Genomic DNA, 24143 nt, shown 5'->3' with positions numbered 1-24143 from the left:
AAACTCACCAGGCCCGGCCCCGGACGCCCCAAAGGATCAAGGAACCGGCCGAAAGACAAGCGCCCGCCCTACCGCAAGACCGTAGCCGCCGACAACGAACACCGAGAGTGACGTTAAATCGCAAGCTTAGTGGTCCGGCTCGTAAGTCATTCGAGGGTTCACGCGGCCGCCGGTAGTGCGACAAGCTGGTGATCGTAGCCGGTGAGCTGCTGGAAGTAGCGCTCGTTCTGTTCGTGACGCTCGGTCCGGGCCAACAGGTCCTCGAGGTCGGCGGGGTGAACTTCCATCTGAAGGGCCGGGCGGTCTCGTTGTAACGGCGCTCGAAGGCGATCAGCCGGTCTTCGACCTGGTCATGGCCGGTGAAGTCGTTGGATGTGACCACCTTGCGCTGCACGATGGAGAAGAAGATCTCGATCTGGTTGAGCCAGGATGCGTGCACGGGGGTGTGGATCATCACCGCGTTGGGGAACCGGGCGGTGCGGCTTCTGGCCGCGTGGCTTTCACACCGGAGCGGGACGGAAGGGATCACATGCGGCCGGCCGGTGTGTTCCGCCAGGTGCGCGGGTGCACCACATGATCGAATGGAGAGGTTCAGCGATGATTCGGCAGGCAGTCGATTGACAGTCGGTTGACTACGCCGCTCGGACCCGCGCCGGTTGAGACGGCTGAGGCAGGGTGAAGCCCTTGGCGAACAACCAGATGGGCAGTACCAGGACTTCGAACAATCCGCCCGGCGCGAGCAAGAGCATGCCTGCTCCCGCGTCCATGTCCAGGACGCCGAGCAGGTCCAGCGGCACTCCCAGCAGCAGCAGGGCGTAGCCGATGAGGCCGAGGGCCGCGATGGGCTGCGGGACGATGCGTGAGACGAACAGCAGGTAGGTGAACACCAGGCCGCCGATGGCCGTGGGGATGTACACCCACAACATCGTGTTGGGGACGGCTTGCAGCTGCGTCAGCAGGTAGACGCCGCAGGTGGCGGAGACCGCGAGCTCGATGACCCTCATGACGGGGTACCACAGGGCCAGTTTCTGGTTAAAGCCCTTCAGGATTCGGTACATGAGCAGGCCGATGCCTACCACGGCCAGGCCCGAGCAGATCATGAGCGCGACGCCGGTCGTCAGCGCTGTTTTGTCTGGGTTGCCGTCGATGAAGGCCCGGGTGAGGGTTGTGCCGATCATGGCGGAGATCATCTGGAAGATGAACAGGGCTCCTACCGTGACTGCGATTTGCCGGGATGTCATGACTGGGCTGTCCTTTCTCGGTCTGGTTCGGCATGCTCTGCCGTCTCTGGTTCGGTGATCAGCCGACGGCCGCTGATGGGCCGTCAGAAGATCAGCGCCACTTCACCGGAGGTGAGCAGAGCGATGTTGAGCGAATGGGCCGGGACCAGCACCAGGTCGAGCCCGGCGATCACCAGCAGGATGCCGATCACGCGCGGTGGGCTGCCCCATGCGCGGGAGAAGGTCAGCCTCCGGCGGGGATCGAGCGGAGGGCGGGGTCCTCGCTGGAGGTGGTGGGCTCGCTGGGGGAGGTGCCGGGGTCGTCGCCGCCGAGATCGAGCCGGAAGGGCGGGTAGCGGTCGGTCATCAGCGCGGTGTAGCCGCCGACGCGCAGCGCCCAGCGGTTCAGGCCGAGAATGAGGTCGAACAGGGGGCGCGGGTAGGTGCCGGTGACCGCGAGCAGGATCGCGGCGACCAGGACGAGGAGTCCGGTCACTCCGCCGCCGCCCCAGAGCCAGGCCTGGTCGCCGGCCTGCCAGGTGAGCCAGCCGCCGCCGCCGAACAGAACGCCGACGATCAGCAGGTGTGGGATGGCCAGGAGCCATTTCACCAGGACGAGACCGCGGTGCAGCCGCGCCGGGTAGTCGACGGTGAGGCCGGCCGGGTAGCCGGGGACCTCCGCGAGGGTGAAGGGCGGGTAGCGGTCGGTCGCCAGCGCGCTGTAGGCGTAGTAGCCCACCCGCCAGCTCCAGCGCAGCACGCCGACGTTGAAGTCGAAGATCGGCCGAGGGTATCGGCCGGTGGCCACGATCGCGACCAGCGCGACGAGGCTGAGCAGCAGGAAGGCGATCCATAACGGGAGCAGCACCAGCGCGTGGGGCAGGATCAGCAGCCACTTCACCAGCCACAGCCATCGCGATGGAGGGCTGTCCGGGTGGGCGTGCACCCGGAGGGGGTACGGCCGTTCCCCATGATTGGGGGCGCGGGGGCTCATTGGAGTCGTGGAGCTCACGATGATTTCCTCTCAGGCCGACACCGGCTCGGGGGTCGGCTGGGTTGGTGCCGGAGGCGCCGGATGGGCGTGCGCCTCACAGGGTGATGACGACCTCGCCCCGGGCGCGGCCTTCGCGTACGTACCGGATGGCCGCGCGGGTTTCGTGCAGCCGGCGCATGCGGGCGGCGCCGCCGACCCTAAGGAGCCCCGCCTGGCAGCAGGTGGGTCGACTGCCAGACAGGGGCGGGTCCGGGTCAGGGCGCGGTGGTGGGCCCTGGCGTGTCGGGCTAGGGCGTGTATTTGGTTGTGATCAATCTGCGGGATCCGCCCTCGTTTCGGGGTCCGATCCGGTAGATCGTTTTGCGTGACGCGAGTGCAATTGACGGATGTGGAGTGGGAGTTCATCGAGCCCTACCTGCCGATCGGTGGGTTCGGCCCGTACCCCGAGCGGCTGCGGCAGCAGTTCGAGGGCGTGATCTGGCGGTTCCGGACGGGCGGGCAGTGGCGGGAGATGCCGGTGGAGTTCGGTGCCTGGTCGACAGTGCACAACCGCTTCCGGCAGTGGAGGGACGCCGGTGTCTTCGAAGCTCTGCTGGAGGGCATGATCGCGGAAGCCGCAAAGCGGGGCGAGGTGGACTTGTCCCTGGTCAGCGTGGACTCCACCACCGCGCGGGCTCACCACGACGCTGCCGGGATGCACCTCGGCCCAGATGTCGTCACCGCCCTGGAGAAGGCCGCCGAGGAGGAGAAGGCCCGGCAAAAGGGGGCGGCTCGGAAGGAGACGGGCAGAGCCGCGCAGAGGACCCCGAGAGGGAAGAACGGCGACGCATCCGGTGCCGGCGCAAGCTCCGGTTGAAGGCCGCCCTGCTCGGACGATCGAGGGGCGGGCAGACCAGCAAGGTCCACCTCGCCGCTGATCGCAGGTGCCGTCCGCTGGCGTTCGTGCTGACCGCGGGACAGGCTGCCGATAGCCCGCAGTTCATCCCCGTGCTCAACAAGGTACGTATCCGCGGGCCCATCGGCCGTCCGCGTACCAGGCCTGACCGGGTCGCCGCGGACAAGGCCTACTCCTCCCGCGGCAACCGCGCCTACCTCCGCAAACGCCACATCAAAGCCGTCATCCCGGAGAAGAAGGACCAGGTCGCCAACCGGAAGAACAAGGGTGGCAGGGGCGGCCGGCCCATCAGCCACGACGCAGAGGTCTACGAGGATCGCAACACCGTCGAGCGTCTGATCAACAAGCTGAAGGCCTGGCGAGGCATCGCCACCCGCTACGACAAGACCCCTGAGAGCTACATCGCCGGCCTCCACCTTCGTGGCGCGATGATTTGGATCAAAGACCTCACACGACCCACCCCTTGATCACAACCCAATACACGCCCTAGTTCTCCTGATAACCCGAGATAACCCTGAAGATCCGTTCAGGGCCTCACCAGCGAGCAACGATCTACCAGCTGCCTGCGGTCCCTGCGAGGATCTCGAAGATCCGTCCGACCGAGCGAAGGGACCATGCGTGAACACTGGAAAACCGCCGATCACCGGCTTGCGCGAGCACTACCGGCACCTCCGTACCAGCCACCCCTGGCTGGACGAGGCCATGTGCTGGACCGTAGTGGTGCCGGACAGCGGACGTGCATTCAACCTCGACGAGATCGCCGTCCGGCTCAGCGGGGGCACGCCATACCAGCTTCACGAGCCGGCATCATTCACGGCCGCCGGGCCTCCTACCGAGGACGCCTATCCCGTGCTCGTCGACTGGTGCGGTACCGCCGCCATGCTCCTGGAGATCGACTACCTCGGATCAGTCCCTTCCGTGCTGCAGCGGCTCAGCCAGGGAGCTCGGGCCTACAGCGCTTGGTGGAACGTCAACCTCCACAATCGGCTGAGCTTCGCAGCCGGAGGCGAGCTCATCTTGGCGATCGACGCGTTCTTCCCCGGGACCTCGGAAGACTATCCCGGCATCGGCCAATGGCCTGAACTGCAGGCGATGACAGACTTCTTCGTCGAGTTCGAGGAACGTGACGAGGACTACGACTGGATCGCCGCCTGGCTCGCGGTCATTGAGCAGACCACTGGAGCAAGGCTGACCAGCGAGTGGCTGGAACAGGCACACCCGTACATAACGGTCCGTATGCCCGACGCGGCACGCTGAATTCCCGGATGCTCGGCTGGGAAACGATCACGAGCATCTTGGGAAGCGATCTTTGCTCGTTTGTCATCGTCGCTGCTCAGCCACACTCGTGAACACCCCCAGTCGCTGCTGGGAGGCGAAGCATTGCAGGGCCTTGGTTTTGGCGTCGAGGAGGTCGGGGTGATCCCATGAAGAACACATCGAGAACCAGGACAAGGGCTTGCCGTGGGGGTGTTCACGAGACGTGGCACGCCGCACCGATGGCGGGCTGCATGTGCCCGAAGGTGAGGTCGCCGAGTCGGTTCCCGCCCGGCCCCTGACGCTTTTGCTCCGCGAAGGCCGGCCGGCCTTGCCCGACGTGCCGCCGAACGCTGCCGCCGTCCTGGGCACCCAGGCCGAGCGGCCCGCCACCTCGGCGGGTGTGGGTGGGCTGTTCCTGGCTGCCACCGCGTTCGACCCGGACGGGGCCGGAGATCCGCGGGCGGCCAGGCTGCGCGCGGATCTGCTCGATAACGTCGTGGTGGTGGACAACCCGGAGGCGCTCGCTGCCATGTTGGGCGGCACCGCAGATGGCCTCCTGGTCGAGCTCGCGCAATGGCATCAGCGCAGTGTGGGGGAGAGCGCCTGAACGGTCGTCGCCCCGGGCGATGGGGATTGCCGGAGACAATCACAGCCGTCCACTGCCCCAGGGATCTGCCATTGCCGCGGGAGACCCCTGCACCATCGGGGCCACCTGGACACCAGAGATCGCCTCGGAAGAGGCGACGGCGACCTGATCGTACGCCGCAGGCCGTGCGGCCCGCCTCCGGCAGGTCCAGTACCGTGCGCCGGAACTCCGGCGGGTGGCCTCGCCGTCCCATGCCACTTCCTCTCATCAAGCGGCACAAGAATCCAGAAATCCACCTCTACTCAACCCGGGACACACCAAAGTCTCCACCGAACCCGGGGCGATTTACTAGCTGGTCAGTGCCGATTGGATGGACTTCGTCACCACGCTGGCGGCGTCGTGCGGGGGCAGGCGTCCCGCGCGTACCTCGTTGGCTGCGCCGTGCAGGATGAAGTGGGTCATGCTGACCAGCCAGGTGGCGGGCAAGTCGGTGCGGAAGACGCCTTGCTCCTGCCCGCGGCGGATCAGCTCGGCCATGCGCTCGGCGGGTTCGGCGTGCAGCTCTTGTACCCGTCCTGTGGGGAGGACCCCTTCGGCGGCGGTGAGCAGGGCCGCGGATTCGGCAACGAGCTCCCAGCTCGAGGCCAGTAGGCGGGCCATGGCTTCGCGTGCGTCTCCGGTCAGGTCGATGGAGGCCAGGGTTTCCTCGCCGGCTCGCAGCGCGTCCATGAGTGCGGACTCGATGAGGTCGGCCCGGGTGCGGAAGTGCCCGTACAGCGTCATCCGTCCGACGCCGGCGGTTTGCGCGATGTCGTCGGTGGTCGCATTCGGGTTCGAGCTCAGCAGCTCGCGCGCTGCGGACACGATGCGGGCGATGTTGCGCTCGGCATCGGCACGGTGTTTGGAGCCCGCAGGAGTAGCAGCCATGCCACCACCTTAACTCGTATGCGCGGATACGGCTTATAGTGAGGCGTGGAACTCGTATATGGACATACGAGTTAATGCATGGAGGTTTCGATGACCCGACCCGCAGTGCAACAGACAGTGGCCCAGGAGCCGCATCCGGCGCGGTGGCGCATCCTCGGCTTCCTCGGCGTGGCACAGCTCATGCTGATCCTCGACGTCACCGTCGTGGCCATCGCGCTGCCTCACATGGAGACGGACCTCGGCCTCAGTCGCGAGGCGCTGACCTGGACGGTCAGCGCCTACACGCTCACCTTCGGCGGGCTGATGCTGCTCGGCGGGCGCATCACCGACATTCTGGGCGCCAAGCGGATCGTGCTCGCTGGGCTGCTGCTGTTCACCACGGCGTCGCTGCTCACGGGACTGGCAGGATCCGCAGGCATGCTGCTGGCCGGCCGCGTGGCCCAGGGTGTCGGGGCCGCGCTGCTGTCTCCCGCGGCACTGTCACTGGTGGTGGCCCTGTTCGACGGGGAAGAGCGAAACAAGGCCCTGGGCGTCTGGTCCGCGCTCGGCGGTGGGGGCGCCGCACTCGGTGTTCTGCTCGGTGGCCTGCTCACGGCCGGCCCTGGATGGCCATGGGTGTTCCACGTCAACGTGCCCATCGGGCTGGCGATCGCCGTGATGCTCGCCGTTCTGCTTCCGGCCCGGCCTCCGGTGTCAGCCAACCGGCCCCGGCTCGACGTCCTCGGCGCAATCTTGGTGACTTCCTCCTCTGCGTCGTTGATCTACGCGCTCATCGCCGCCGGGGAGCAGGGGTGGCTGAGCGCGGTCACCGGATGGCTCGTACTGGCGGCGGCCGCGGGCTACGTGCTGTTCGTGCTGTGGCAGAGGCGGGCGCGCTCGCCCCTGATGGATGTGCGACTGCTGGCCCGTCGGCCTGTGGCGGTCGGCGCCTTCCTCATCTTGATGGCGACCGCGCTGATGATCGCGGTGTTCTTCCTCGGAACCTTCTACTTCCAGCACGCTCTGGGATACGGCGCGTTGCAGGCAGGACTGCTGTTCCTGCCGGTGTCGCTGGCGACGATGCTCGGCGCTAACCTGACCGGACGCCTGCTCGGCCGATGGGGTGGGCGCGGCCTGGCCGTCGCGGGTCTGATGGTCGCGGCGATCGGCATGGCCGTGCCGGCGGTGTCGATGAATCCTGTCAGCGTCGTGGCCGGCGTGGCCGTCGCGGCGGCGGGTACGGGAGCGATGTTCGTCATCGCCTCGGCCACCGCACTCGGTCAGGTGGCGCCGTACGAGGCCGGGATCGCGTCCGGCATCGTGAGCACCTTCCACGAGTTCGGCGCCTCCATCGGCGCCGCCGTCGTTTCGAGCGTCGCAGCCGCGAGCCTGACCGGGACCACCTTGAGCGGCTTCACCAGCGGGTTTACCGTGGCCGCGGTCGCGGCGGCGGCCGGCGCTGTCGCTGCCGCGCTGGTGACGCCCGGGCGGGCGGCTCAACCGGCGGGAGCCGGCTCCCAGTAAGGAGCCGAGAGGGAGGGCGGCGGCGTGAGGGCCGCCCTCGCAGCCGGAGGACCAGGTCGGCAGCACGGCGCGCACGACATCGGGGCATTCCTCGGTGACGGTCCGGCGGCTTCGCCGTCCGCGTCGAGGAGGTGGCGAACTGGCGAGGTGATGAGCCTACGGTGCGGCTGTCCGATTGCGATCATAGTGGCGGGCGGCCTTGGTGCGGCTGCCGCAGCCGTCCATGGAGCACCAACGCCGGGTGCCGTTGCGTGAGGTGTCGTAGAAGTACAGGACGCAGGCGGGGTGGGCGCAGCGACGAATCCGTGACGGTTGCCGGCGCAGCAGTTCCAGGTAGTTGTCGGCCGCCCGCCAAGCCGGCAGCCAGCCGTCCTCGACATGGACTTCTTCGTCAGGCGCGCCGTCGCGCAGGGTGTGACGCACCGCGCCGCGGGCAAGGACGGCGTTGAATTGCTCCTCGGAGCGATCCCCGCGGCGTTCAAGAACGTCGCGTAGGGCCGCGCGAGCGTGCCGCAAGGGAGTCTCGGCAAGGTCGACCGCGCCAGGCAGTTGGTGCTCAGCCAGCCAGGCGGACAGGCCGCCGGGTTCGTCGAACAGGTCGAAGCTGCGGCCTCGGTCCACCCATTGCGTGTTCACGAGATCGAGGGCGAGAGGCTCGCCGACCAGTGGTCGCTGCATCATTCCCCAATCTTACCGTCGTTTGGGGTTTGACAGGTAAGACAGAAGAGCACTAGCGTTCTAACCGTTCAAAGTCCGTACAGAGGTTAGAGGAGTTTGGGATGTCGCGTACGCCCGACGCCTGCTCGCCGGTCTGCCGGTTCACGGATCGTGGCGGGTGACGATGCTGGTGATGACAGTCGCGTTCGGGCTCAACACCGGCTCGGGGTTGTCCTCGCCTCCTGATTTCGGGGCCGAATCTGGTGGTCTTGTTCTGCGCCAGCCGGGCGTCGATCCGACCTCACCTGCCATCCCCTGATCCACGGCCACGGTCAACCGGCCGCTGTCCACCACCCCAGAAGGAGAACGTCATGAGCAACACCACACCCGGGACCGCCGTCGGTGGGCCTGCCGTCCACCACCGCACCGCCACTGTCAACGATCACACCGTGTTCTATCGGGAAGCCGGTGACCCCACAGCGCCGACCCTGGTGCTGCTGCACGGATTCCCCACGTCCTCGCACATGTTCCGCCGCCTGATCGTCGACCTCGCCGACCGGTACCACCTCATCGCCCCCGACCACATCGGCTTCGGCTATTCCGACGCCCCGGCCGTCACCGACTTCGACTACTCCTTCGAAAACCTCACCGCCATCACCCTGAGCCTGCTCGACAAACTCGGTCTGGACCGCTTCGCGCTCTACATCCAGGACTACGGCGCCCCGATCGGGTTGCGAATCGCTTCCCGCCAACCTCAGCGGGTCACCGCACTGATCGTGCAGTCTGGTAACGCCTACACCGAAGGCTTCACCCCGTTCTGGGAAATATTGTTCGCCTACGCCAAAGACCGCGCCGCGAACGAGCCGGCCGTCCGCAAGCTCCTGGAGCTCGATGCGACCCGGTGGCAGTACACCCACGGCGTGCCCGACCACCGGCTCGACCGGCTCACCCCGGACACCTGGACTCTCGACCAGGCCCTGCTGGACCGGCCCGGCAACAAGGAAGTTCAGCTGCAGCTGTTCTTCGACTACCAGTTCAACCTCGACGCCTACCCCTCCTTCCAGGAGTACTTCCGCACCCATCGGCCACCCACCCTGATCACCTGGGGCGAGCACGACGAGATCTTCGGCGCCGACGGCGCCCGCGCATTCACCCGCGACCTGCCCGACGCGGACCTCCACCTGCTCGACGCCGGTCACTTCGCCCTGGAGACCCACGGCGACGAGATCGCCGAACTGATCCGCGACTTCCTCGGCCGCACCCTGCACTGATCAACGCGACGTTCGAGCACTGGTGCACGACCGGATCGGGCTGCCCGCCTTCGACCTGGTCGCGCACGACCTCGGCGGTGGAGTCGGATTCCAGTACGTCTCGCAGTTCCCCGCCACCCGCCCCACCCTGGCGCCGTTGCCGCGGAACATCACGCGCGCGGTCGAGGTGCCCGAATCGGGGCATTGGCCGGCGGAGGAGAATCCCGTGTTCGTGGTGCGGGAGATCCTCTCGTTCACCGGCAGGTGACGTACGGGGGTCGCGGCAGCCCCAGAGGGCGCCACACGAGCCGCGCCCGCACCCGGCCCGGCACCCGTCGCCAGCACCAGTAGCGCCGTGTCGGAGTCGGCGGCGTCGTCTCTAGGGCTTTTCTAAGGTTCGCCGACGGCGTGGTGAAGGTCGGCCCGGTTGGCTGGCGGCAACCGCCGGCCCAGAGGTGCCGGCCGATCGGGGCAAGGAGCGGCGACATGGACAGACGGATGGCGGGCCTGGCAGCGGGGATGGTCGCGGTGCTGGTGCTGGGAGGGTCGGGAGCCCTGGCGGCTTCACCTCAGCGCAACCTCGACGGCGATCCGTGCACCGGAACGGCGACGTGCTCGCCCACCGACCTCGCGAAGGCGAAGGAGGCGGCTGCGGCCAAGGCGGACGACCCCGGCAAGGGCGGGTCCGGCTGCTCGCCCGAAGGAGAGCGGCCCGGGACCCTCGAATCGGAGAACCTCTCTCAGAGGCTCGCCCAGGCGCTGGCCGACGCGCTGGGCGTCGGGCTCGACCGGGCGAGCGCCGCCGTGCACGGCCTGAACGCGCTTTCCCAGAATGGCGGGATACGTCCTGACTCGCCGGAGTTCGCCGCCGTAGCCGAGCGCCTCGGCGTGTCGGCGGAACGGCTGCAGGAGGTGCTGAAGGAGTTCAAGCGGGCGAACGAACCACAGGGCGCCAAGCCCGGCCCCGGCAAGGCGCCGGACTCCTGAGCATCCGGACGGCCGGGTGGGCGCTCGTCCCGGGCGATGCCCGGGGACGGGGCGACGGCCATCCCGCCCGGCGGTCCGGGACGTGAAGGCTGGGCGGGGACGGGGTTCGGCGAGGAGAGTGGCATCATGCACGTCCTTGTGGCCGACGACGATGAGGCGGTACGCCGTTCGCTCGCGCGTGCGCTCACCCGCGAGGGCTACCACGTGAGCACCGCCGCCGACGGCCTGCGCGCGCTGGAGAGCGCCGGCGGCGGACGTCAGGACGCGGTGGTGCTGGACATCATGATGCCCGGGCTGGACGGGCTGGAGGTGTGCCGCCGACTCCGGGCGGGCGGCGATCGTACGCCGATCCTGATGCTCACGGCCCGCGACCTCGTCGCCGACCGGGTGGCCGGGCTGGACGCCGGGGCCGACGACTACCTGGTGAAGCCGTTCGCGCTGGAGGAGCTGCGGGCCCGCCTGCGCGCCCTGCTGCGGCGCAGCGGCGCGGCGGAGGAGGTGTTGCGCTTCGCCGGCGTGGAGCTGGACACCGCGGCCTGCCGGGCCTCCCGCGGGGCGCGGCCGCTCGACCTGACCAGGACCGAGTACACGCTGCTGAAGGTGTTCATGCGCAACCCGAACCGGGTGCTGAGCCGTGTCGTGATCTTCGACGCGGTCTGGGGGTACGACTTCGGCCCGTCCTCCAACGCGCTGTGGGTCTACATCAGTTACCTTCGGGCCAAGCTGGAGGCCGGCGGCGAGCCGCGGCTGATCCAGACAGTGCGCGGGCTCGGATACGTGCTGCGGGAGGAGCCGTGAAGCTGCGGACCAGGGTCGCGCTGGCGGGGGCGGCCGTGGTGGGAGCGGCGCTGCTGGCGGCCTCGCTCGTGCTGTATCCGTCGATGGAGGCCGGGCTGGCCGCCCAGCACGACGGAGAGCTGGTGGTGGCCGCCGCTGAGGCGCCCCGCCTGCTGCGATCGTTCAAGGCCAACTCCACGGAGGTGCCCACACGCCCCGTCTCCGCGGGCGGCACGCTGCTGCAGTTCGTCCCGCATCCCGCGGAGCCGGGCGCGGCGGGAGACCTCGCCCCGCTCACCGGCAGGGACCTCGACGTCGCGTTGGGCATGAGCCCCCCGTACTTCCAGAACGTGAGCCGCGACGGGGTGCTCTACCGCGTCTACACGGCTTCGCTGGGCCAGACCGACCTGGCACTGATACGCACCGCGTTCACGCTGGACCGGGACGACCCGACGCTGAACACGCTGAAGGTCCTGCTGGCAGGGCTGACACTGGGCGGCGCGTTGCTCGCCGGAACGGGCGCGCGGCTGCTCGCCGGGCGGGTGCTGCGCCCCATCGGCCGTCTGACCGAGGTGGTCGAACACGTCACCGCCACCCGTACGCTCACCGCCGCCGGCCTGGACGGCAACGGGCGCGACGAGGTGGCCCGGCTGGCCCGCGCCTTCACCACGATGACGGGCGCGCTGAACGAATCCCTGCTGGCCCAGCGGCGCCTGGTCGCCGACGCGTCGCACGAGCTGCGTACCCCGCTGACCAGCCTCATCACCAACCTGGAGCTGCTGGCGGAAGGGCGGGGCACCGCCGACCCGCAGGCCCCGGCCCTGGTGCGCGAGGCTCACGAGCAGGCCGAGGAACTGCGAGTGCTGGTCAACGACCTCGTGGAGCTGGCCAGATACGGCGACATCCAGATCCACATCGAGGACGTCCGCCTCGACCTGGTGGCCGAACGCGTGCTGGACAGGGCGCGGGCGCGCGCGCCGCACGTACGGCTGCGGGCCGAGCTCGCCGAGTGCCTGGTGTCCGCGGACCAGGACGCCGTCGAACGCGCCGCCGCCAATCTCGTCGACAACGCGATCAAGTGGAGCCCGCCGGGCGGCGAGGTACTGGTGCGGGTGGAGCCAGCCGGCACGCTGTCGGTCGCCGACCAGGGACCCGGCATCGCGGCCAAGGACCTGCCCTTCGTCTTCGACCGCTTCTACCGCGCCGAGGCGGACCGTTCGTTGCCCGGCTCGGGGCTCGGCCTGGCCATCGTGCGGCAGATCGCCGAGGCGCACGAGGGGACCGTACGCGCCGAGCCGCTCCGGCAAGGGGTCCGGCTCGTCCTCTGCCTGCCCGTCGCGACCTGAGCCCGGCTGCCTGGCAGGAGACGCCGGTGGGCGGCCCGCGTCCCCGATCCCGGTTTCGATGCGGTTGCACCCAGAAAGGCCCTCCGATGGTCATCTGGGGTGGTCGAGCGAAATGGGGCGATCACAGGACGAGCACGAGCTTGCCGCCGGGCCGGCGTGACTGGCTGAGCTCGGCCGCCTCGTGGATCTGGTCGAGCGTGTAGGTGCGGGCGAGCGATACGACCAGGACGCCTTCGCCGGCCAACCGGGCGAACTCGCCCAGCAGGTCGTACCGCAGGTCGATCTGGGTGGTCCGGGTGCCCAGCTCGGCCGCCGCGGCGAAGTCCGAGACGGTGAGGACGCGGTCGGGGTCCCCGGTCAGCTCGATCAGGGCCGGCAGCGAGCCGCCGGCCGGGCTGGGCTGGTCGGTGCGGTCGATCCGGCCGCCGCTCGGGGCCGTGTCCAGGGCGCGGTCGAAGCGGCCTGCGGCCAACCCGGTGACGCGTTCGGCCATGCCGTCGCCGTAGCCGGTCACCTGGGCGCCGATCGCCCGCAGGGCGGCGGCCCGTGTCGGCCCGGCGGTGGCGATCACCCGGACACCCCGGTGCAGCGCCAAGCGCACCGCCGCCTCACCCACGGTGGTGCCCGCGCCGTGGACGAGCAGCAGCTCGCCCGGCTGGACGCCGAGGTCGTCGAGCGCGCGCCACGCCGTCTCGGCCGCCATCGGCAGCGCGGCGGCCTGCTCGGCGGTGACGCCCTCGGGAATGCGTGCCCACGCCACCATCAGCGCATACTCGGCGGCTCCGGCCGTCGGGCCGTCGAAGGTCGCCGGCCCGAACACACGGTCGCCGATCTCGACGCCGGTGACGCCCGCGCCCAGGGCATCGACGGTGCCCGCCATCTCGAGGCCGAGCCCGCGCGGCAGCGGCGGCAGCTGGTCGGCGAAGAGGCCGTCGACCACCGCCCAGTCGGCCGGGTTCAGGCCGCACGCCCGTACGGCGATCCGGATCTGGCCGGGTCCCGGCTCCGGCTGCGGGACGTCGCGGAGCACGATCACGTCCGGGGAGCCGAATCGGTCGAACTGCAGGGCCTTCATGACAATCTCCCAAGTGATGACAGCATCTGCTGTCATTGACCCTAGCACCCGCGATGACAGCCTCTGCTGTCATATCCTGGTGGGCATGCCGAGATGGGAGTCCGACGCAAAGGGCCGGCTCGAGCGCGCGGCGCTCGAGTTGTTCGAGACGCAGGGGTACGAGCGCACGTCGGTCGCGCAGATCGCGCGCACCGCCGGTCTGACCGAGCGCTCCTTCTACCGCCACTTCCCCGACAAGAGGGAAGTGCTCTTCGCCGGCAACGAGCTCGAGGCCCATCTCGTCGCCCAGGTCGAGGCGGCCGACCCGGGCCTCACGCCGATCGAGGTGCTGCTGGCCGCGCTGGGCACCGGCGACGAGGTCTTTCGCCCGCGCGAGTTCCTGCTGCGCCGCGTCAGGGTGATCGCCGCCAGCCCGGCACTGATCGAGCGCGATCTGATCAAGCTCGCCGACATCGCCGACGCGCTGGCGCGGGCGCTCGAACGCCGCGGCGTCGAGCCCGGCGAGGCACGCTTCGTCATCGACGTGGCGATAGCGATCTCCCGGCGCGCCACGTCCCGCTGGCTGGCCGCCCCGGACGCGAACCTCTCCGAGTTCGTCGCCCAGGCCGCCGCCGAGCTGTACGAGGCGGTCGCGCCGCTGGCCCCGACGGTCCGCTGAGCCCGCCGCGAGGAGAGCGGCACCCATCTGGCCGGCCGCGACCCTGCGGTGTGGCGCCCGGGCAGGGTTTCCAGCCAGTCACCACGACGGGATTGCCGCGCGTGGTGGCGTGATCGCCGTCGCGATCAGCCAGTCATCCGGGGATCATCCGGGCCGTTCAGGCGTGCAGGGAATGCATCTCGGAGGTGGCGCTCGTCTGGCGGCTGTGCTCGAGGAGTTGCCGGTAGTCGCCGGCTACGCCCCGGAGTAGCGTTTCGACTGCGTGCTCGATCTCCCTGTCGTCGACCGGGAGGTGGCTGAACAGAACGCGGTAGTACACGAACGAGCCGAGGAGGTCGAGGACGACGGCCGGGTCGACCTCCTCGCGCAGGTCGCCGCGCTCGTAGGCTCGGGCGAGCGTCCGCTGGACGGCCGTGCGCGGCGGCTCGAACAGTGTCGTCATGAACGTCTCCCGCAACTCGCGGTCGCCGGCGCAGTCGGCGAGGAGCGGTCCGAGCACGTCTGGCGAAATGCACTGGAACGCCCGAGCGAACAGCTTCAGGCATTCGTCGAGGTCGCAGAGCGTGCAGCCGGTGTCCGGCGCCGTGACAGCACCCAGGCGGGAGCCGAGCGCGGCGAGCACGAGGTGCGAGCGGCCTGGCCAGCGCCGGCGGATCGCCGGCTTGGTCGTACCGGCCTGTCGTGCCACCTCCTCCAGGCTCAGCCGGGTGTAACCGACGCTGAAGAGCGCCGCCAGTGTCGCCTCGAGCACCGCGACGTCGATCGCGGGGTCGCGCGGACGCCCGGCCCGCACGGTGTCTGGGGAGGTTTCGCTTGCCGCCATCATCGCGTACCACGATACGGCAGTTTCGTTGCGGTGGGGAACGTAATTGGGCCAGTGTCGCGGCCCCCGGAAGAGGCCTCGTTGCATGCCCGGAAGCATTACGTTACGTTAGGTATCGGAACATTATTAAGCGACTTCGCTGTTTCGAGGGCGGAGCGAGACCGTGGATCAGCTCGGTCTCAAGCCGACACCGCACTCGGCCGGCCGACCGACCCCCAGGAGTGTGCCAGGCATGTCCGTCAGCGCATCGCGGCCCATCGCCATGCGGGCCGGTCCACGGGAGTGGACCGGCCTCGCCGTTCTGTCCCTGGCCGGCGTGTTGATCGCCATGGACAACACCGTGTTGTTCCTGGCGCTGCCGCACGTCACCGCGGATCTCGGTGCCTCGGGACCACAGATGCTGTGGATCCAGGACGTTTACGGCTTCCTAGTCGCTGGGCTGCTGATCACCATGGGCACGCTCGGCGACCGGATCGGGCGCAGGCGGCTGCTGATGCTCGGCGCGGCCGGGTTCGGGGTGGCGTCGGTGCTGGCCGCGCTCTCCACCGGCGCGGAGATGCTGATCGCCGCCCGCGCCGTCCTGGGCATCGCGGGTGCGGCGCTGGTGCCCTCGATCCTGGGCATCCTGCGCAACGTCTTCGCCGATCCGAAGCAGCGCATCGCGGCCATCTCGGTGCTGATGACCTGCTTCACAACCGGTGGTGCAATCGCCCCCTTGATCGGTGGTCTGCTGCTGGAGAGCTTCTGGTGGGGTGCGGTGTTCCTGGCCGCTGTCCCGGTGATGGCGTTGATCCTGCTGCTCGCGCCGATCCTGTTGCCCGAGTCCGCGGACCCCGGTCCCGGAAGGCTCGACCTGCCCAGCGTGGGACTGTCGGTGGTCGCCATCCTGCCGACCGTCTACGGCGTCAAGGAGTTGGCCGGCCACGGCATGTCCTTGCCCGTGCTGCTCGGCCTCGTGATCGGCGCCACCTTCACCGTGTTGTTCATCCGCAGGCAGAACCGGATGGACAGCCCACTGCTGGACCTCCAGCTGTTCCGCGGCCGTACGTTCAGTGTCGCGCTGGGAGCGTTGCTGGTGGGGCAGTTCGCGATCGGCGGCGTGTTGTTCCTGATGCCCCAGTACTTCCAGTTGGTGCTCAACAAGTCACCGATCCAGGCAGGGCTGTGGCTGCTACCGGGAACCGGGATCTTCGCGCTGATGGCCCTGGTCATCCCTCCCATCGCGGGGAGGCTGCCACGCGCATGGCTGATGGCAGGCGGCCTCATCGTCGCAGCAGCCGGGTACGGCCTGCTCGCCATGGTCGACCCAGGGTCGGGCCACGGGACCCTGGTCGTGGCGATGGTGCTCGTCCTGGCCGGCATGGCCCCGCTGGTGCTGCTGGTCACCGACCTGGTGGTGGCCAGTGCTCCGCAAGACAAGGCGGGCTTTGCCGCGGCCATGTCGAGCACCAGCATCGAGCTCGGGCTCGCGCTCGGCGTCGCGTCCCTGGGCAGCGTCCTTGCCGCCGTCTACGGCAACGGGATGAGCGACGTGCCGGCCGGCGTGCCAGCGGGGAGCGCCGATGCCGCACGAGCAAGCCTCGCAAGCGCGAACGGCGTGGCGCAGCAGCTGCCCGACCCGGTAGCCACGAGCCTGCTCACAACGGCCAGGGAGGCGTTCATCGCCGGGTTCAACGTCGTCGGCGTGATCAGCGCCATGACCGCAGTCGGCGCGGCGGTCGCTGTCGCTTGGCTGCTGCGAGACATCACGGCGACCGCAAGGGGCCGACGGCTCGGGCCGCACCGGCGTTCCGGTCCCACCTCATCAGCACGCTGACCGGCGCGGCGCCTGTTGCGGATGCGTGCCGCTCAAACCCGGTGGGCCGCGCGCACCGGGTCGCGCCGCGGCGTCCCCGGCTTCGGCGGGGTCAGCACCGAGCGGAGGTGCCGGCGCGAGCTGACCCCGAGCTTGGCGAAGACGTTGCCGAGGTGCCACTCCACCGTGCGCGGGCTGATGAACAGCTGGGCGGCGATCTCGTCGTTGGTGTGCCCGTCCCTGGCCAGGCCGGCGATCTGGGCCTCCTGGCTGGTGAGCTCGGCGACGGCGGCGACCGTGCGCTTGCGTACGGTCTCCCCGGTCGCCTGCAGCTCCCGGCGGGCACGCTCGGCGAAGCCGCCCGCCCCGGCCCCGCTGAACGCGTCGTAGGCGGCGCGCAGCTGGGCGCGGCCCTCCAGGCGGCGGTTGCGGCGACGCAGCCACTCGCCGTACAGCAGCTGGGAGCGGGCCAGCTGGACGGTGATCCGGCAGCGTCGGAGGTGCTCGATGGCCTCCCGATAGAGCGCATCGGCCTGCCGGCCGTCGCTGAGCAGCGCGCGCGAACAGGCTTCCGTGCCCAGGGCCCATTCGGTCCCGCAGGCGCGGGTGCGCTCGGCGAGCTGGTCCAGCGCCGCGGCGGCGGTCTCGGGCTGCCCGCTGCGGGCGGCCGCTTCGATCAGTTCGAACAGTGCCCAGCCGAAGAATCCCAGGTCCTCGTACTGACATGCGCGCGTCGCGGCGGCCAGCGCGGCGTCGTAGCGGCCGAGGCCGTTGTACAGCACCGCGGTCGCGTACTCGGCCAGGCTGAGCGCGCGCCCCTCACCCCGGGCGCCCACCTCCACGACGGTGCTCCGGATGAGGTCCAGCGCCTGGGACTCCTGCGCCCGCCAGGCGCCGAGCACCAGCGACGTGTACATCATGGGCGCGCCGCCCGTGGCCTCCGAGATCGCCGTCGCCTCGTCGATCAGGGCCGCCGCGGCGTCGAACTCGCACGTGTGCACGAGGAAACACGCGTGGTACGTCAGCGCCATGGGGAGCACGGCGAGCGCCCCCGCCTCGCGGGCGATGCCGACGGCACCGGTCGCCAGCTCGTGCCAGGCGTCGTCGTCCCACAGCTCCGGCGCGATGGGCTCCGGCGTCACCCGGAACGCCAGCCACAGCCAGCGCCGCTCCGCGTCCGTCGCGCCGGATCTCTGCTCCTGCCGGACCACCCGCAGCGCCCGCCTGAGGGCGTCGCCGCCGGCGGCGTGGCCGTCGAGGATCAGGCCGGCCATGCTGTCCAGCAGGACGTCGACCATCCGCGGCGGCGTCGGGGGAGGCGGTCCGGCGCGGGCCGCCTCGGCCACCTCCCGCTGCCCGGGTCCCTCGCCGAGCCGGCCGGCGAAGATGGCGGCGCCGGTCGCCTCCAGCAGGGTGTCGCGGGCGAGGGCTGCGTCGAGTGGCGCCAGCCGGCGTGCGGCGTCCAGCAGCAGCCGGGGCGCGTCGTTGCCGCGTACCTGGGAGAACACCAGCCGGGCGCGCAGCCGTTCGAGCCGGGCGCGCTGCAGGTCGTCCAGCGGTCCGGCCTCCGCGGCCGCCAGCAGGCTGTCGGCCTGGTCCGCCCCGCCCGCGTCGATCGCGGCCTGGGCGGCGGCCAGCGCACGGGTGACGCGGTCCGCGGGATCTGGCGTCAGCTCCGCCGCCCGCCGCAGGAACGAGGCCGCCGCCGGGCGGCTCGACCCCGAGCCGCCCGGCCACCCGGTGCGGGGAGGAGGCCCTCGATTCCACCGGCGTCCCCGTCCGCGCCGCAGCCACCGCCTGCTGACAGGGCACGCACAGGCTCTGCTTGACGTCGCTTCGCCGTGCTCGCGGACGCGCGGGCGGCTTGTCGTTTCCGGTCTCAGCCTTTGCCCGCCGCCGCGACGGGCGGGGTAGGCATCCCGACATGAGTCTTCCCGCCGCCGTCAGGCTGCGAGGCGAGGGGTGGCTGCGGAAGCAGGTGACGCACGCCGATCAGCTCACGCGCGATGCGCCGGGGTCGCCGAGGAGAGTCGGAAGGAGGGCGGCCGATGGTTGCCGACAACCTTGTTCTCGTCGCCGGCGCCGGTGGCACGGGCCGCACGGTGCTCGGCCGACTGCGGGCGCAGGCCGTGCCGGTGCGCGCGATGGTCCGCCGCGACGACGAGCGTGCGGCTGAGTTGCGTGCCCTCGGGGCGGACGTCGTCGTCGGCGACCTGACCCGGCCCGAGAACGTCGCGGCCGCGCTGGAAGGCGTCGGGCGGATGTACTTCTCGATGCCCGTGTCACCGGACCATCTGCTGGCGGCGACCGTGGTGGCCACCGTGGCGCGGGAGCGCGGGGAGCTGACCGCGCTGGTGGACATGTCACAGATGACGGTGTCGGAGATGACCGCCACCGGCGCCGGCAAGGAGGAGTCGCACCAGCACCGGCTGCACTGGCTGGCGGAGCAGGTGCTCGAATGGTCGGGCCTGCCGGTGGTCCACATCCGGCCGACCGTCTTCCTGGAGAATCCGCTGTTCACCACGTTGGCGGCCCGGTCGATCCGGGAGAACGGCACGATCGCGCTGCCGTTCGGCACCGGACGCACGGCGCCGGTCGCCGTGGACGACGTCGCCCGGGTGGTCACCACCGTGCTCCGCGACCCGGCTCCGCACGTCGGGCACGCGTACGAGCTCACCGGGCCACGCATGGTCGACATGACCGAGATGGCGGAGGAGTTCTCACGGGCCTTGGGGCGTCCGGTGCCCTATGTGGATGTGCCGCTGGACCGGTGGCGGGCCGAGGTGCTCGCCAAGGCGGGCCTGCCGCCGCACGTCGAACAGCACCTCGCCACCATCTTGACCCGACTGCACCAGGACAACCGCTACGACGCCGCGTCCGACGACGTCGAACGCGTGACGGGCGTACCCGCCCGGACGATCGAGGCGTTCGTGGCTGCTCGCAGGGACTTCTACCTGGGCTGAGCCGGGTGTGGGACACCGCGCCTGCCGGGAGTTCCATGCCGGCGCACGTTCGGGTCGGTGACCCGCCCGCTCCTCACGCGATGCGCCGCTCCGCCCTCGGCGGCGCGAGCACACGCCAGAGACCCAGTACGGCCAGCAGGGACGCCGCGCCCGCCGCGCCGACGACCAGGCCGGGCGCCACCAGCTCGCCCAACGCCCCGCCGCCGGCCGCGAACAGCCCCTGCGACGTCATGGTCCCGGTCAGCGCCAGCCCGAAGGCCTGGCCTCGGTTCGCCTCCGGCACCGCCGCCAGGAAGCGCCGGGCCAGCCCCAGCTGGTACGCGACCCCGACCCCGGACACGGCCAGCAGCAGCGCCGCGATGACCGGCCCGGGCGAGAGCACGAACCCGAGCAGCGGCGCGCCGAGCAGCAGCGCCAGCGGCCCGGCCAGCCGTTCCCTTCGCTCCGGGGTGACCAGCCGGCCGATCGCGAGGTCGCCGGTGAGCATGCCGAGCGCCACGGCGGTGAACAGCAGCCCGGCCGAGTCCGGCGTGCCGACCCGGACGGCGTACGGGACGAGCACTCCCTCGGCGCCGACCACGAGCGCGGGCGGCAGCCACTGGGCCAGCAGCAGCGAACGGATCGCCGGCGTGCGCAGCAGTTCGCGATTGACGCGCCAGGTCTCGCGTACCGCGTACCCTGCGGCCGTGCCGCGGCGCGGCCGCTCGGCCAGCCGCAGGCGCAGCAGCGCGGCGGACAGCAGGCAGCTCGCCACGGTGATCCAGAGCGCGCCGTACGGGCCGAGCGCCGCGATCAGCGTCCCGCCCACGGCGAAGCCGAGCACCTGCGTGCCGCCGGCGGCCATGGAGAACACGGCCCGGCCGAGCACGTACCGGTCGCCGTCGAGCAGTTCGGGCAGCAGCGCGCCGCGCGCCGCGGAGGCGACCGCGCTGGGGATGCCTGTGACGAACACCAGCACCAGCATCGCGGTGGGGGAGAGCCGCCCGGCGGCGAGCACCGCGGCGACCGCGGCGCGGACCAGGTCGTAGCCGACCATCACGGCCCGCGGCGGCCACCGGTCGGCGTACGCCAGCAGCAGCGTGCCGCCGAGGGCGTAGGGCAGGAAGCCGGCGACGTAGGCCAGCGCGGCCAGCAGCGGCGAGCCGGTCCCGGCGTAGACGGTCACCGAGAGCGCGAGCATCTTCACCGTCTCGCCGCCGAGGAAGAGCGTGTAGCCGGTGAACAGCACGCGGAACTGGCCCACTGCGAACACCTCGCGGTAGGTGGCCCGCGCCGGTGCGGCCTGGAGCGTCGTCATGCGGGCCAGTCTCGGGGCGGTGGGGACGGAGGCGTTAAGCTTTCGTGTGGAGGCGAAAGATGCTTGCCATCGAAGTCGGGCCGGTCGACGTGGCGCACACCCGATACGCGATCTCGCCGCTGGGTGAGGCAATGAACGCGCTGCGGGTCGCGGCGGGCAAGCAGCCGGCCGGGCCGCTGCGGCCCTGGGCGGAGCGCATCGCGCCGCGGTACGCGCGGCTCCTCCGCGAGACGCCCGCGGTCGGGGCGCTGACGACGCTGTTCCGCCGCGGCGGCTACAACGCCGACTTCATCCATCCTCCGCCTTCGGGCTCCGGCGGCGACTTCGCCGTCGAACTCGCCGCGGTGCGGGCGACCCCGCTGCCTCAGGTTCGCGCGGAGATCGCCCGCAACCTGGTCGGGCTGCGTACGCCGCCGCGCCACGTCCAGCAGATCCTGGCCGCCCCGGACGTGCTCACCCGGCTTTCGGACGCGATGGAGGCGACCTGGCACGCGCTGGTCGAGCCCGACTGGCCACGGCTGCGTACGGTGCTGGAGCGCGACCTGGTGCACCGCGCCGGGCACCTCGCCATGTACGGCTGGGCCGCGGCGCTGTCCGACCTGGATCCGCGGGTGAGCTGGCGCTCCGAAGGGGCCGACGGTGTGATCGAGGTCCACACCGGCCCCCGGAACGAGTGGGAGCGGCACCGGCTGGGCGGCAAGGGGCTGCTGCTGATGCCGACCGTCTTCGGCACCCTCATCAGCTACGTCGAGCCGCCCTGGCCGTACGCCCTGGTCTATCCGGCGCGCGGCGTCGCGGACCTGCTCGGGCCGCCGCCCGCGCAGGCCGGTGCGGCGGCGCTGGCGCGGCTGGTCGGCCCGCACCGCGCGCAGGTGCTGCGGGCGCTCGCGGTGCCGGCGACGACCACGCAGTTGGTCCGCCAGCTGGGTCTCAGCCTGGGCGCGGTCGGCGGCCACCTGGCCGTGCTGCGCGAATCCGGCCTGGTCACGCGGACGCGGACCGGCCGATCCGTGCGCTACGAACGCACCCCTCTGGGCGGGACCCTGGCCGGCGACTGAGCACGGCCGCTGGTGGCGGGCACGCGCCGACCCTGTGTTCGTTTCCGGTCACAGCACCGATCAGCGAGTGCGCGGGGAGGGGCCGGTGGGCGGGGTGGAGTCCCGCCGCAGCTGTCGGCTGGAGTATCGGCGGGTGGGGCTGATGTGCTCGCGTCATGTGGCGGGTGCGCGCCGCGCGCGGCCAAAGGCCGCCGGTGATGCGATACGGGGTCCGTCACCATTGGTACGGGAGATACTTCCCGTCCATGGTGATCACGATGCGGTCGCCGGCCGGGTCCGGCACTCGCCGCACGTCGAGCCGGAAATTGATGGCGCTCATGATGCCGTCCCCGCACTGTTCATGGATGAGCTCCTTGATGGTCGGCCCGTAGACCTGGATGACTTCGTAGAGCCGGTAGATCGTCGGATCGACCGGGACGGCCGTGTCCAGCGCGCCACGGGTGGGCTGCGTCTGGAGGGCGAGCGCGACGTCTTCGCCGAGCTCCAGGAGGGCTGCCGCCGTGGTCGCCTCGTCCTTGCTCATCGGATGCTGGCCGAGCAGCGCGGCCGTCGTCCACGCCAGGGGCCTGCCGACCGCCTCGGCGAGCTGGGCCCACGTCACGCCCGTGACGACTTTGGCGTTCCGGATGGCTTCGGCCGCTTCCTTCTTGGTGAGCACAACGCCTCCATCGTGTGTTCAGCACAATGCGTCACAACGTAGCAATCACTCGGAGAAGCCGCCCGAATGGCCGCTCCGACACATCCTCGAACTTGGGAATCGGGGGCGGGCGCGAGCACTGAGTGCCGGGCCCGAACCCGGCACGCCACTGACCGCGCCCATCCCCGCTACTGCTGGCGGGTGCTGTAGGAGTGCGCGCCGGTCCCGGCCAGCGCGCCGCCCTCGACGATGAGGTACTCCTCGCGGATCGGGGTGCCCTCCAGCCACGCCTCCAGGATCTCGCGGGTGCCGGCGGCGTAGCGGGCCTGGGCGGACAGCGAGGAGCCGGAGATGTGCGGGGTCATGCCGTGGTGCGGCATGGTGCGCCAGGGGTGGTCGGCGGGAGCGGGCTGGGGGTACCAGACGTCGCCGGCGTATCCGGCGAGCTGCCCGCTCTCCAGCGCACGGACGATCGCGTCCCGGTCGGCGATCTTGGCGCGGGCGGTGTTGATCAGGTACGCGCCTCGCTTCATCGTGGCGATCAGATCGTCGCCGAACAGGCCCTCGGTCTCCGGGTGGAGCGGGGCGTTGATGGTCACCACGTCGCAGACCGGGACCATGGAGGCGGCGTCGGGGTGGAAGGTGAGCCCGAGCTCCTCCTCGACCTCGCGCGGCAGGCGGTGCCGGTCGGTGTAGTGCAGGTGCACATCGAACGGCTTGAGGCGGCGCAGCACGGCCGTGCCGATACGGCCGGCGGCCACGGTGCCGACGTGCATGCCCTCCAGGTCGTAGGAGCGGGCGACGCAGTCGGCGATGTTCCAGCCGCCATCCAGCACCGTCCGGTGGGCGGGCAGGTAGTCGCGTACGAGAGACAGGATCATCATCACGACGTGCTCGGCGACGCTGATGCTGTTGCAGTAGGTGACCTCGGCGACGGTGACGCCGCGGGCGATGGCGGCGTCGAGGTCGACGTGATCGGAGCCGATGCCGGCGGTGACGGCCAGCTTCAGCTTGGGGGCACGGGCGATGCGCTCGGCGGTCAGGTACGCGGGCCAGAACGGCTGCGAGATCACCACGTCCGCGTCGGCCAGCTCGCGGTCGAACTCCGAGCCGTCGCCGTCCTTGTCGGAGGTGACCACCAGCGTGTGACCGCGCTCCTCCAGGAAACGGCGCAGCCCCAGCTCGCCGGAGACGCTGCCGAGCAGCTGACCCGGGGTGAAGTCGACGCCCTTCGGGCTGGGCAGCGTCTGGCCGCCCGGGTAGCCGGCCAGCGCAGGCAGGCCGTCGCGGGCGTAGCTGGTGGGGTAGCCGTCGATCGGGTCGTCGTAGAGCACGCACAACACTTTCGCCATGGTTCCGGCTCCTTGTCGGTCTGGGTGATCTCACTGTCCGACGAGGTGTCTTCGCAGGTCAAAGCGTTTGTGTCTATCGGGTGATA

24 protein-coding genes and 1 pseudogene are annotated in these 24143 nt (G+C 70.5%); 14 read left to right on the top strand and 11 right to left on the bottom strand.

The annotated features are described in order from the left end of the window. Positions 1-158: 158 nt before the first annotated feature. The 3 genes from ACTWPW_RS47000 to ACTWPW_RS46990 all read right to left on the bottom strand — a co-directional run bounded on the left by ACTWPW_RS47000 (position 159) and on the right by ACTWPW_RS46990 (position 2121). Positions 159-287 (bottom strand): hypothetical protein, encoded by a 129-nt coding sequence (locus tag ACTWPW_RS47000; RefSeq protein WP_443172577.1) that lies wholly within the window; start codon positions 285-287, stop codon positions 159-161. 345 nt (positions 288-632) lie between these two features. Beyond that, positions 633-1241, bottom strand: a complete 609-nt coding sequence (locus ACTWPW_RS46995) for a DUF4386 domain-containing protein (protein WP_443172576.1) — start codon at positions 1239-1241, stop codon at positions 633-635. Positions 1242-1464: 223 nt separating this feature from the next. Continuing rightward, positions 1465-2121 carry a DUF4389 domain-containing protein gene (locus ACTWPW_RS46990; RefSeq protein WP_443172575.1) on the bottom strand — a complete coding sequence of 219 codons (657 nt, stop codon included), beginning with the start codon at positions 2119-2121 and terminating at the stop codon, positions 1465-1467. 457 nt (positions 2122-2578) lie between these two features. Between ACTWPW_RS46990 and ACTWPW_RS46985 the strand changes: the two are divergent. The 3 genes and pseudogenes from ACTWPW_RS46985 to ACTWPW_RS46975 all read left to right on the top strand — a co-directional run bounded on the left by ACTWPW_RS46985 (position 2579) and on the right by ACTWPW_RS46975 (position 4973). Further along, positions 2579-3576, top strand: a pseudogene (locus ACTWPW_RS46985) (IS5 family transposase). 151 nt (positions 3577-3727) lie between these two features. After that, positions 3728-4366, top strand: coding sequence for a DUF6461 domain-containing protein (locus ACTWPW_RS46980; RefSeq protein ID WP_443172574.1), 639 nt, complete (start codon positions 3728-3730; stop codon positions 4364-4366). Positions 4367-4589: 223 nt separating this feature from the next. Further along, positions 4590-4973 carry a hypothetical protein gene (locus ACTWPW_RS46975; RefSeq protein WP_443172573.1) on the top strand — a complete coding sequence of 128 codons (384 nt, stop codon included), beginning with the start codon at positions 4590-4592 and terminating at the stop codon, positions 4971-4973. A 327-nt stretch (positions 4974-5300) separates the two neighbouring features. On the opposite strand, the gene ACTWPW_RS46970 is transcribed toward ACTWPW_RS46975, so the two are convergent. Then, a complete protein-coding gene (locus ACTWPW_RS46970) occupies positions 5301-5879 on the bottom strand; it encodes a TetR/AcrR family transcriptional regulator (protein ID WP_443172572.1) in 579 nt (192 codons plus the stop codon). A gap of 78 nt (positions 5880-5957) precedes the next feature. Here ACTWPW_RS46970 and ACTWPW_RS46965 point away from each other — a divergent pair, with 78 nt between their 5' ends. Then, positions 5958-7382 (top strand): MFS transporter, encoded by a 1425-nt coding sequence (locus ACTWPW_RS46965; protein ID WP_443172571.1) that lies wholly within the window; start codon positions 5958-5960, stop codon positions 7380-7382. 156 nt (positions 7383-7538) lie between these two features. Here ACTWPW_RS46965 and ACTWPW_RS46960 read toward each other — a convergent pair whose 3' ends face one another. Continuing rightward, the gene (locus ACTWPW_RS46960) at positions 7539-8063 is read right to left on the bottom strand and encodes a CGNR zinc finger domain-containing protein (protein WP_443172570.1); all 525 of its coding nucleotides are present in this window, start codon (positions 8061-8063) and stop codon (positions 7539-7541) included. 154 nt (positions 8064-8217) lie between these two features. On the opposite strand from ACTWPW_RS46960, the gene ACTWPW_RS46955 reads away from it, so the two are divergent. The 6 genes from ACTWPW_RS46955 (at position 8218) to ACTWPW_RS46930 (ending at position 12399) form a co-directional block, all read left to right on the top strand. Continuing rightward, entirely contained in the window at positions 8218-8358 is a 141-nt protein-coding gene (locus ACTWPW_RS46955) for a hypothetical protein (protein WP_443172569.1), read from the top strand. 52 nt (positions 8359-8410) lie between these two features. Then, complete coding sequence (locus ACTWPW_RS46950) at positions 8411-9310, top strand: alpha/beta fold hydrolase (protein WP_443172568.1); 900 nt, start codon at positions 8411-8413, stop codon at positions 9308-9310. 22 nt (positions 9311-9332) lie between these two features. Further along, the gene (locus ACTWPW_RS46945; RefSeq protein ID WP_443172567.1) at positions 9333-9557 is read left to right on the top strand and encodes a hypothetical protein; all 225 of its coding nucleotides are present in this window, start codon (positions 9333-9335) and stop codon (positions 9555-9557) included. Positions 9558-9775: 218 nt separating this feature from the next. Then, positions 9776-10276, top strand: coding sequence for a hypothetical protein (locus ACTWPW_RS46940; protein WP_443172566.1), 501 nt, complete (start codon positions 9776-9778; stop codon positions 10274-10276). Positions 10277-10402: 126 nt separating this feature from the next. After that, positions 10403-11074: a response regulator transcription factor gene (locus ACTWPW_RS46935; RefSeq protein WP_443172565.1), complete on the top strand. Its 672-nt coding sequence runs from the start codon at positions 10403-10405 to the stop codon at positions 11072-11074. After that, complete coding sequence (locus ACTWPW_RS46930; protein WP_443172564.1) at positions 11071-12399, top strand: sensor histidine kinase; 1329 nt, start codon at positions 11071-11073, stop codon at positions 12397-12399. Before ACTWPW_RS46935 ends, ACTWPW_RS46930 begins: the two co-directional genes overlap by 4 nt. Positions 12400-12520: 121 nt before the next feature. On the opposite strand, the gene ACTWPW_RS46925 is transcribed toward ACTWPW_RS46930, so the two are convergent. Continuing rightward, a complete protein-coding gene (locus tag ACTWPW_RS46925) occupies positions 12521-13474 on the bottom strand; it encodes an NADP-dependent oxidoreductase (protein WP_443172563.1) in 954 nt (317 codons plus the stop codon). Between the two features lie 85 nt (positions 13475-13559). Between ACTWPW_RS46925 and ACTWPW_RS46920 the strand changes: the two genes are divergently transcribed. Beyond that, on the top strand, positions 13560-14132 hold the full coding sequence (locus ACTWPW_RS46920; RefSeq protein ID WP_443172562.1) for a TetR/AcrR family transcriptional regulator: 573 nt from the start codon (positions 13560-13562) through the stop codon (positions 14130-14132). 157 nt (positions 14133-14289) lie between these two features. Here ACTWPW_RS46920 and ACTWPW_RS46915 read toward each other — a convergent pair whose 3' ends face one another. Continuing rightward, positions 14290-15042 (bottom strand): TetR/AcrR family transcriptional regulator, encoded by a 753-nt coding sequence (locus ACTWPW_RS46915; RefSeq protein ID WP_443172561.1) that lies wholly within the window; start codon positions 15040-15042, stop codon positions 14290-14292. A 145-nt stretch (positions 15043-15187) separates the two neighbouring features. Here ACTWPW_RS46915 and ACTWPW_RS46910 point away from each other — a divergent pair, with 145 nt between their 5' ends. Beyond that, positions 15188-16771 (top strand): MFS transporter, encoded by a 1584-nt coding sequence (locus ACTWPW_RS46910; RefSeq protein ID WP_443172560.1) that lies wholly within the window; start codon positions 15188-15190, stop codon positions 16769-16771. Between the two features lie 32 nt (positions 16772-16803). Here ACTWPW_RS46910 and ACTWPW_RS46905 read toward each other — a convergent pair whose 3' ends face one another. Next, positions 16804-18258 carry a helix-turn-helix transcriptional regulator gene (locus tag ACTWPW_RS46905; protein WP_443172559.1) on the bottom strand — a complete coding sequence of 485 codons (1455 nt, stop codon included), beginning with the start codon at positions 18256-18258 and terminating at the stop codon, positions 16804-16806. Between the two features lie 540 nt (positions 18259-18798). On the opposite strand from ACTWPW_RS46905, the gene ACTWPW_RS46900 reads away from it, so the two are divergent. Further along, the gene (locus ACTWPW_RS46900; RefSeq protein WP_443172558.1) at positions 18799-19713 is read left to right on the top strand and encodes an NmrA family NAD(P)-binding protein; all 915 of its coding nucleotides are present in this window, start codon (positions 18799-18801) and stop codon (positions 19711-19713) included. A 73-nt stretch (positions 19714-19786) separates the two neighbouring features. Here ACTWPW_RS46900 and ACTWPW_RS46895 read toward each other — a convergent pair whose 3' ends face one another. Next, on the bottom strand, positions 19787-21010 hold the full coding sequence (locus ACTWPW_RS46895) for an MFS transporter (protein ID WP_443172557.1): 1224 nt from the start codon (positions 21008-21010) through the stop codon (positions 19787-19789). A 59-nt stretch (positions 21011-21069) separates the two neighbouring features. Here ACTWPW_RS46895 and ACTWPW_RS46890 point away from each other — a divergent pair, with 59 nt between their 5' ends. Then, positions 21070-22068: a helix-turn-helix domain-containing protein gene (locus ACTWPW_RS46890; protein WP_443172556.1), complete on the top strand. Its 999-nt coding sequence runs from the start codon at positions 21070-21072 to the stop codon at positions 22066-22068. 214 nt (positions 22069-22282) lie between these two features. Here ACTWPW_RS46890 and cynS read toward each other — a convergent pair whose 3' ends face one another. After that, on the bottom strand, positions 22283-22726 hold the full coding sequence (gene cynS, locus ACTWPW_RS46885; protein ID WP_443172555.1) for a cyanase: 444 nt from the start codon (positions 22724-22726) through the stop codon (positions 22283-22285). 167 nt (positions 22727-22893) lie between these two features. Then, entirely contained in the window at positions 22894-24057 is a 1164-nt protein-coding gene (locus ACTWPW_RS46880; RefSeq protein WP_443172554.1) for an NAD-dependent formate dehydrogenase, read from the bottom strand. Positions 24058-24143 lie beyond the last annotated feature (86 nt).

It is taken from the genome of Nonomuraea sp. KM90 (genome assembly GCF_052246675.1).
GTDB lineage: Bacteria > Actinomycetota > Actinomycetes > Streptosporangiales > Streptosporangiaceae > Nonomuraea.
The sequence above is the reverse complement of the archived record's forward strand: the minus strand, read 5'-3'. Positions and strand labels throughout refer to the sequence as shown.

What these genes read in the sequence shown, in the direction of transcription:
- ACTWPW_RS46950 (WP_443172568.1), top strand. Translation starts at nt 8,411, where the DNA reads ATGAGCAACACCACACCCGGGACCGCCGTCGGTGGGCCTGCCGTCCAC.
- ACTWPW_RS47000 (WP_443172577.1), bottom strand. Translation starts at nt 287, where the DNA reads ATGGAAGTTCACCCCGCCGACCTCGAGGACCTGTTGGCCCGGACCGAG.
- ACTWPW_RS46900 (WP_443172558.1), top strand. Translation starts at nt 18,799, where the DNA reads ATGGTTGCCGACAACCTTGTTCTCGTCGCCGGCGCCGGTGGCACGGGC.
- ACTWPW_RS46895 (WP_443172557.1), bottom strand. Translation starts at nt 21,010, where the DNA reads ATGACGACGCTCCAGGCCGCACCGGCGCGGGCCACCTACCGCGAGGTG.
- ACTWPW_RS46920 (WP_443172562.1), top strand. Translation starts at nt 13,560, where the DNA reads ATGCCGAGATGGGAGTCCGACGCAAAGGGCCGGCTCGAGCGCGCGGCG.
- ACTWPW_RS46940 (WP_443172566.1), top strand. Translation starts at nt 9,776, where the DNA reads ATGGACAGACGGATGGCGGGCCTGGCAGCGGGGATGGTCGCGGTGCTG.
- ACTWPW_RS46890 (WP_443172556.1), top strand. Translation starts at nt 21,070, where the DNA reads ATGCTTGCCATCGAAGTCGGGCCGGTCGACGTGGCGCACACCCGATAC.
- ACTWPW_RS46970 (WP_443172572.1), bottom strand. Translation starts at nt 5,879, where the DNA reads ATGGCTGCTACTCCTGCGGGCTCCAAACACCGTGCCGATGCCGAGCGC.
- ACTWPW_RS46910 (WP_443172560.1), top strand. Translation starts at nt 15,188, where the DNA reads ATGTCCGTCAGCGCATCGCGGCCCATCGCCATGCGGGCCGGTCCACGG.
- ACTWPW_RS46960 (WP_443172570.1), bottom strand. Translation starts at nt 8,063, where the DNA reads ATGATGCAGCGACCACTGGTCGGCGAGCCTCTCGCCCTCGATCTCGTG.
- ACTWPW_RS46995 (WP_443172576.1), bottom strand. Translation starts at nt 1,241, where the DNA reads ATGACATCCCGGCAAATCGCAGTCACGGTAGGAGCCCTGTTCATCTTC.
- ACTWPW_RS46880 (WP_443172554.1), bottom strand. Translation starts at nt 24,057, where the DNA reads ATGGCGAAAGTGTTGTGCGTGCTCTACGACGACCCGATCGACGGCTAC.
- ACTWPW_RS46915 (WP_443172561.1), bottom strand. Translation starts at nt 15,042, where the DNA reads ATGCAACGAGGCCTCTTCCGGGGGCCGCGACACTGGCCCAATTACGTT.
- ACTWPW_RS46935 (WP_443172565.1), top strand. Translation starts at nt 10,403, where the DNA reads ATGCACGTCCTTGTGGCCGACGACGATGAGGCGGTACGCCGTTCGCTC.
- ACTWPW_RS46925 (WP_443172563.1), bottom strand. Translation starts at nt 13,474, where the DNA reads ATGAAGGCCCTGCAGTTCGACCGATTCGGCTCCCCGGACGTGATCGTG.
- ACTWPW_RS46965 (WP_443172571.1), top strand. Translation starts at nt 5,958, where the DNA reads ATGGAGGTTTCGATGACCCGACCCGCAGTGCAACAGACAGTGGCCCAG.